General features: G+C 67.7%; 4 protein-coding genes. 2 read left to right on the forward strand and 2 right to left on the reverse strand.

The features are described 5' to 3' along the window. Window positions 1-36 precede the first annotated feature (36 nt). A complete protein-coding gene (locus FNH08_RS43215; RefSeq protein ID WP_152776986.1) occupies window positions 37-912 on the reverse strand; it encodes a PhzF family phenazine biosynthesis protein in 876 nt (291 codons plus the stop codon). 333 nt (window positions 913-1245) lie between these two features. On the opposite strand from FNH08_RS43215, the gene FNH08_RS43220 reads away from it, so the two are divergent. Then, window positions 1246-1932 (forward strand): hypothetical protein, encoded by a 687-nt coding sequence (locus FNH08_RS43220; RefSeq protein ID WP_152776987.1) that lies wholly within the window; start codon window positions 1246-1248, stop codon window positions 1930-1932. Window positions 1933-1945: 13 nt separating this feature from the next. Beyond that, window positions 1946-2773, forward strand: a complete 828-nt coding sequence (locus FNH08_RS43225; protein ID WP_152776988.1) for a cupin-like domain-containing protein — start codon at window positions 1946-1948, stop codon at window positions 2771-2773. 11 nt (window positions 2774-2784) lie between these two features. Here the strand turns inward: FNH08_RS43225 and recD2 are convergent, their stop codons facing one another. After that, window positions 2785-5064, reverse strand: coding sequence for an SF1B family DNA helicase RecD2 (gene recD2, locus FNH08_RS43230; protein ID WP_152776989.1), 2280 nt, complete (start codon window positions 5062-5064; stop codon window positions 2785-2787). Window positions 5065-5611: the final 547 nt, after the last annotated feature.

Genomic DNA, 5611 nt, shown 5'->3' on the forward strand with positions numbered 1-5611 from the left:
GGGCAGGGGCGGCTGGGGCGAGATGCGCTTGACGCTTCAGCTGATACGAGTGCCCGCGCCGCTGACGCGGACGCGTGGGTCACCCGCGCGCAGCGTCACCGTGAGCTCGCCAGGGCGGCCCAGGTCCTCGCCCTGGTGAAGGGTGAGGACGGCGTCCTCGGGAACCAGCCCGAACTCACGGGCGTACGCACCGAACGCGGCGGCCGCCGCGCCGGTCGCCGGGTCCTCGACGACGCCGCCGACGGGGAAGGGGTCACGGACATGGAAGACGGTGGCTGACGCCCGCCACACCAACTGGACCGTGGTGAGGTCCAAGCGGTGCATCAGGGCTTCGAGGCGCGCGAAGTCGTAGTCGAGGTCTGCGAGGCGTTCGCGCGTCGCCGCCGCGAGTACGAGATGGCGGGCACCCGCGAACGCGATACGGGGCGGGAAGTCCGGGTCGAGATCGGCGGCCGGCCAGCCGAGCGCGGCGAGCGCCTCCGCGAGGTCGGCGTCGGCGATCTCCTCGATATGCGGCTCGACGCTGGTGAGCGTGGCCCTGACCGTTCCGCCCTCCTCGGCCACCCCCACCGGCACGGTGCCGACGGGCGTCGCGAACACCAGCTCCCCGGGACCCGTCCGCTCGGCGAGCGCGAGGGCGGTCGCGATGGTGGCGTGCCCGCAGAACGACACCTCGGCCTTGGGGCTGAAGAAACGGATGCTGTACGCCCGCCCTTCCTGGCCGCCGAGGCTCTCCGGAGGCGGGGTCAGGAACGCGGTCTCCGAGTATCCGAGGTCGGCGGCGATGGCCAGCATCTCGCGGTCGTCCAGGGCTGTGGCGTCCAGCACGACGCCGGCGGGGTTTCCGCCGTCGGGGGCTTCGGAGAAGGCGGTGTATCGCAACACCTCGGGTCGCGGCGCATTCGTAGTCATGCTCACGGCAACGCGGGGCGCGCCTGCGGCTATTCCGGACACCACTGGGAGCGGAGACGCACCCTGCGGCGGGCCCACGCGGCGGAGCCGCACATCGACAAGCGACGGTCTCCAGTAGCAGCTGAGCGCGATCTGCTTCGTTCTCCCCTCAGGCTCTTCACGATCCTCATCGCTCATTTTCAAAAGTTGCACGCCCCGTAACCACACCGGGGAATTTCAACTTCGGGTGAATGTCACCGCAACAAAAAGCTTCCTTTCCCTCCACACCCCACTCGGCATGCAAATATTCACCAGGCCCCAGATTCATTCCACCCGCAGCCAAAGGGGATTTTCATGAATGCCTCGCACGGATGCTACCGGCCTCCGACTCCCCGCGATATCGAGGTGCGTCTCCTTCGGCCGGACGACGCCGACGGGCTCATGGTGCTGGAGGAGGCCAAGTGGACACGAGAACAGGCGGGCAGCCGTGAAAGTCTCGTCCAGCGCATCGAGAACAATCCGAAACTCTGCGTCGGCGCCTTCTCTGCCACCACCGGAAAAGTCCTCACCTCGCTGTTCGCGAAGCCGATCACGGCCGAAAAGGCGCGCACAGCGCTTTCCTGGAGAGAATGCGCCGACGCCGAGGCTCCGCATCCGCGCGCGAGCCGTTCCCTCTTCGGCATCAGCCTCAGCAGCATTGACGGTGACGCGGTGACGGCTGTCTTCGAGTTCTTCCTTCCTCACGCACTCGCGCTCGGATACCACGACATATATCTCGGGTCCCCCCTGCCTGGCCTGTACGCCTGGAAGCGCGCCAACCCCGAGGTGCCGGTCGGAGACTATGTGTACGCCAAGCGCAACGGTCTTCCGCTCGACCCTCAACTTCGCTACTACCACGGCAAGGGCTTCCAAAGCATCGTCGCATGCAAGTCGGACTACTTTCCGCACGAACGGTCACTGGACCATGCGGCCGTCATACGAGGCGATATACCTGATTTGATTCTGGCTCTGCCCAGGGCAGCGGATCCCGCTCATTCCTGAAGGGAGAGCGATCATGCCCGCGTTCCGACCGCTGCCCGCTTCCGAGGAAGCGCCCGCCACTCATGTCCGTACTCGTACTCCCACAGTATTCCGAGCGGCGGCCGCCACCTGGCCCGCCGTCAAGGACTGGAGCTTCCCGTACCTCGCCTCGCTCGACCCCGGCCTCCCCGTGCAACTTGTGGCGGGAAACCGGGAGACCGAGACGACTCGATTCACCACGTCGACCCTGGGTTCCTACGTCGGCCGTTTGACACGCGATGCGCCCCCGGACGACGTAATTTCCTATCTCAAAGAGTTCGACCTGCTCAAGAAGTTTCCGCAGTTGCGCGCGGACCTCAGAAGCTCCGAACTGTTCCCCTCGGGGACCATAAGGTCCAGCGCCACCTGGATCGGCCCCTCCCACGCTCGTACCGGCTTGCACTGCGATCTCCTGGACAATCTCGCCGTTCAGATCATGGGGACGAAGCGCTTCTACCTTGCACACCCCGCGGCGGTGAAACAGGCTGGAATGGGCTCCCGGAAATACGACGCATGGGCTCGCTTGTCCCTGATCAGCGCCGAGGAGCTGGCCGCCGGCCAGGAACACGGCGACTTCTTCGTGGCGGATCTCGAACCGGGCGATGTGCTCTACGTGCCCGCGTACTGGTGGCACGAAGTCGTCAACCTGACCCCGGGCGTGCTTCTCAGTGGCTTCTTCGGCCCCAGAACCCGCGTCCTGTCGCGCTGGGCATGGGTCCAGGCGCGCGAAAGCCTGCACCGGGCAGGGCTTCTCGGTCGTGGCAACTGCACCTGCCACGACCACCGTGGCAGCGAGGCGGGACGCTCCCCCGGCGGTGCGTGACAGCTCTGGACTCAGTCCGGGAGCCGGCCCCCGGCCAGGCGGAAGTCCAACGCCGTGCACCGCCGCCCCGCGGACACCGTACGGACCGCCTGGCCCAGGGCCTTGCGCGAACCGACCAGCACCACCAGCTTCTTGGCCCGGGTCACCGCCGTATACAGCAGGTTGCGCTGGAGCATCATCCAAGCCCCGGTGGTGACCGGGATGACGACGGCGGGGTACTCACTGCCCTGGGAGCGGTGGATCGTCACCGCGTACGCGTGGGCCAGCTCGTCGAGTTCGTCGAACTCGTACGGCACCTCCTCGTCCTCGTCCGTCCGCACCATCAACCGCTGGTCGTCGAGGTTGAGGGACGTCACCACCCCCACCGTGCCGTTGAAGACGCCGTTCGCGCCCTTCTCGTAGTTGTTGCGAATCTGGGTGACCTTGTCGCCGACGCGGAAGACCCGGCCGCCGAACCGCTTCTCGGGGAGGTCCGGGCGGGCCGGGGTGATCGCCTGCTGCAACAGTCCGTTCAGGGTGCCGGCGCCCGCCGGGCCGCGGTGCATGGGGGCCAGGACCTGCACGTCCCGGCGCGGGTCGAGCCCGAACTTCGCGGGGATCCGCCGCGCCGCCACGTCCACCGTGAGCCGGCCGGCCTCCTCCGTGTCGTCCTCGACGAAGAGGAAGAAGTCCTTCATGCCCTCGGTGACCGGGTGCTGCCCGGAGTTGATCCGGTGGGCGTTCGTGACCACGCCTGATTGCTGGGCCTGACGGAAGACCTTCGTCAGGCGGACCGCCGGGATCGGGCCGCCCTCGGCCAGCAGGTCTCGCAGCACCTCGCCCGCGCCCACGCTCGGCAGCTGGTCCACGTCCCCGACGAAGAGGAGGTGCGCGCCCGGCGGCACCGCCTTGACGAGCTTGTTGGCGAGGAGGAGGTCGAGCATGGACGCCTCGTCGACGACCACCAGGTCCGCGTCCAGGGGGCGGTCCTTGTCGTACGCCGCGTCACCACCGGGCTTGAGCTCCAGCAGCCGGTGGACGGTGGAGGCGTCGGCACCCGTGAGCTCGGCGAGGCGCTTGGCGGCCCGGCCCGTGGGCGCGGCCAGCACCACCTTCGCCCTCTTGGCCCGGGCCAGCTCCACGATCGAGCGGACCGTGAAGGACTTGCCGCAGCCGGGCCCACCGGTGAGCACGGCGACCTTCTCGGTGAGCGCGAGCCGGACGGCCGCCTCCTGCTCGGGGGCGAGCTCCACGCCGGTGCGCCCCTTCAGCCAGCCCAACGCCTTGTCCCAGGCCACGTCACGGAACGCGGGCATACGGTCCTCGTCCGTGCGGAGCAGCCTCAACAGCTGGGCGGAGAGGGAGAGTTCGGCACGGTGGAAGGGGACCAGGTAGACGGCCGTCACGGGGGCGCCGCCGTCCGGGGCCGGGACCTTCTCCCGTACGACACCGGGGTCCTCCCCGTCCTCGGGCGGTGCCGACAGCTCCGCCAGGCACTCGATGACCAGGCCCGTGTCCACCTGCAGCAGCTTCACCGCGTCCGCGATCAACTGCTCTTCGGGGAGGTAGCAGTTGCCCTGGTCGGTGGCTTGCGACAGCGCGTACTGGAGACCCGCCTTCACGCGCTCGGGGCTGTCGTGCGGGATGCCGACGGACTGGGCGATCTTGTCGGCGGTGAGGAAGCCGATGCCCCAGACGTCGGCCGCCAGGCGGTACGGCTGGTTCTTGACCACCGAGATCGAGGCGTCGCCGTACTTCTTGTAGATGCGCACCGCGATGGACGTGGAGACCTCGACGGTCTGGAGGAAGAGCATGACCTCCTTGATCGCCTTCTGCTCCTCCCAGGCGTCCGCGATCTTCTTGGTGCGCTTGGGGCCGAGGCCGGGGACCTCGATGAGCCGCTTGGGCTCCTCCTCGATGATCTGGAGGGTGTCGAGGCCGAAGTGCTGGGTGATGCGGTCGGCGAAGACCGGGCCGATGCCCTTGACCAGGCCCGAGCCCAGGTAGCGGCGGATGCCCTGGACGGTGGCCGGGAGGACCGTCGTGTAGTTCTCCACGGTGAACTGTTTTCCGTACTGCGGGTGCGAGCCCCAACGGCCCTCCATGCGCAGGGACTCACCGACCTGCGCGCCGAGGAGGGCGCCCACGACGGTGAGGAGGTCGCCGCCGCCTCGGCCGGTGTCCACGCGCGCGACCGTGTAGCCGTTCTCCTCGTTGGCGTATGTGATCCGCTCCAGGACGCCTTCGAGTACAGCCAGGTGCCGTTCCCCGGTGGCCGCCCCGCGCGCCGCCTTCCCCGCCTCATTGGACATGATCCGACGCTACCGCCCGCCTCGGACATCGCGGGACGGGACGAGCACCGACGACGGTCACCCTCCGATGCCGTGACGAAGCTGTCCGTCAGCGGAGAAGCGATATTCGAGAAGCGACCGTTCAGTAACCCTGACGGTGCCTCACCTTTTCACGAGCAATTCACAAGCAGAGGTGGAAGCTTTACACTTCAAGGAACTTTTTCGGCTCCTTTCGCGTGAGATGATCAAAGGCCAAGTGGAATCGGGCCCCTGAGGCTCCCCCTACCGATCCACGCCGGAGAAATCGCCATGCCTTTTCCCTCGCAGAGCGGGAATGACGCTGCCCACACGGCCAGTCGTCGACGAAAAGCCTACGTCGCGGGACCCCTTCTCACCTGCTTGTGGGCAGCCGCTGTCATCGCTCTTCCCCTGACGTCCTCATCGGATTCCGAGGAACCGTCGAGAGTCACACGGGCGCCTTCCGCGCCGAGCGGACCGAATGCCGGTCAGCCCTATTCCCACCAGGAACCACGCCCCTTCCCGAGCCCCGGCCCGGGTTGATTCCCGC

Source organism: Streptomyces spongiae (assembly GCF_009377185.1).
GTDB lineage: Bacteria > Actinomycetota > Actinomycetes > Streptomycetales > Streptomycetaceae > Streptomyces > Streptomyces spongiae.